Consider the following 1473-nt stretch of genomic DNA (forward strand, 5'->3'; position numbering starts at 1 on the left):
TGCAAGATGTGCTCATCAAAGCTTGGAAAGCTCTACCCGAGTTGATATGATCGCCAACGCGGCAAATTCCGCTCTTGGCTCAGTCTTGTCACCAGCAATGCAGCACGTTCTTATTTTCGAGTTCACAACCGTCATTCCGCCCTGTTTGTCAATGAAGATTCAGATCAAAAAGTCGATGCTGAGATTGAAAAAATCAGTCTGGCCGAGTGGAAAAAGTTTATCGCTGAAAAAGCTTGGGCCACGGTTAGCCCCCAAATTAACGATACCCTACGTCAATGTTTTGAGTTGATTTCAGCAGGTATTGATATGCACGAAGTCGGTGAACAACTTTCCATCCCGTACAATACTGTATGTGTTTATAAAAAGCGCGTCATCAATAAAATTGCCAAAGAAATTGCCGAACTCGAAGAACAGTTGGGTTAACTTAAACGCGCTTCTAAAAAATAAAGAGTCTTAATAATTATACATATTCTTCGCTTTCATTTGTGTCATTTGCTGAGCGGCCACATGACCATCTGTGAACAGTAAATTTGCTTTTTTGTCTCCCACATGACGAAAACGCAAACCAGTGGTGACATCCCTTACATCGTCGTAGGGCTGAAGAACATCATTGGGATTATAGAGGTGCTGCTCAGTAACATAGGCCCAGGGTTGTTCGATAAAAGGGTAGGATGTATTGGTAGGCGCCCACCACATGCCTGCATCACCCACCGTAACGGCAGCTGAAGGCTCTGATAAATCGTTGATTTTCAACCGGAATTCAGGCGAAACAAAATCCGTGTGCTTAAATATATTTTTATTGGAAGCATAATTTAAAGATACGACCCCTTTGGAGTGACTTACCGAAGGACAAAGTTTAAAAGCCGAATTATCTGCTCCATTCATATATGAATACAAAGTCACGTACCAGTATTCACGATCAGTTGTAAATGAGGCAGGCAAATAATCTTTCTCATCATCTGTGTACATGAACGTCGCAATACCAAATTGTTTTAAGTTATTTTTGCACGATGCAGCTCGTGCTTGCTCTCTCGCTTTACTCAAAACTGGTAATAATAATGAAACAAGAATCCCGATGATGGCAACTACCACGAGGAGTTCTATCAAGGTAAATCGTTGCTGTTTCATTTAATGACCTTCACTTATGTAATCTACTATACTTTTACAAAACCAAGAGATACTTTATTTTTTCTTAAAGTTTAAAGATTTACCTTCTATTCTTGTGCTTAAAATCAGGGGTCTAACGGGAATATTAACTATAGAAATCATAGGACAATTAAAGTCTTCAATCAAGTCTAGCGTAAAAATATTCTACTTTGATTAATCATAATTATAAATATTTTTAGCCTGCATTTGGCTCATCCTCTTGCCTTCAACATGACCATCCACTAAAAGTATATTCGTATTCTTGTTTTCATTGTGCCTAAATCGAATAAATAATTCTGGCTCGGTATCATCATAAAGTGTCAGATA

Annotated in this window: 2 protein-coding genes; one reads left to right on the forward strand and one right to left on the reverse strand. The window is 38.8% G+C overall.

Annotated elements, in window-relative coordinates; genetic code table 11:
* The coding region (locus LNTAR_RS28110; RefSeq protein WP_007281490.1) for a hypothetical protein at window positions 1-289 on the forward strand (289 nt) is incomplete at its 5' end.
* 164 nt (window positions 290-453) lie between these two features.
* Here the strand turns inward: LNTAR_RS28110 and LNTAR_RS26370 are convergent.
* Window positions 454-1128, reverse strand: coding sequence for a type II secretion system protein (locus LNTAR_RS26370; protein WP_007281492.1), 675 nt, complete (start codon window positions 1126-1128; stop codon window positions 454-456).
* Between the last annotated feature and the right edge of the window lie 345 nt (window positions 1129-1473).

This window comes from Lentisphaera araneosa HTCC2155, from assembly GCF_000170755.1.
Lineage (GTDB): Bacteria > Verrucomicrobiota > Lentisphaeria > Lentisphaerales > Lentisphaeraceae > Lentisphaera > Lentisphaera araneosa.

Bases quoted from the DNA above. Each gene is read 5' to 3' on its own strand.
- LNTAR_RS26370 (WP_007281492.1), bottom strand. From the start codon at position 1,128: ATGAAACAGCAACGATTTACCTTGATAGAACTCCTCGTGGTAGTTGCC.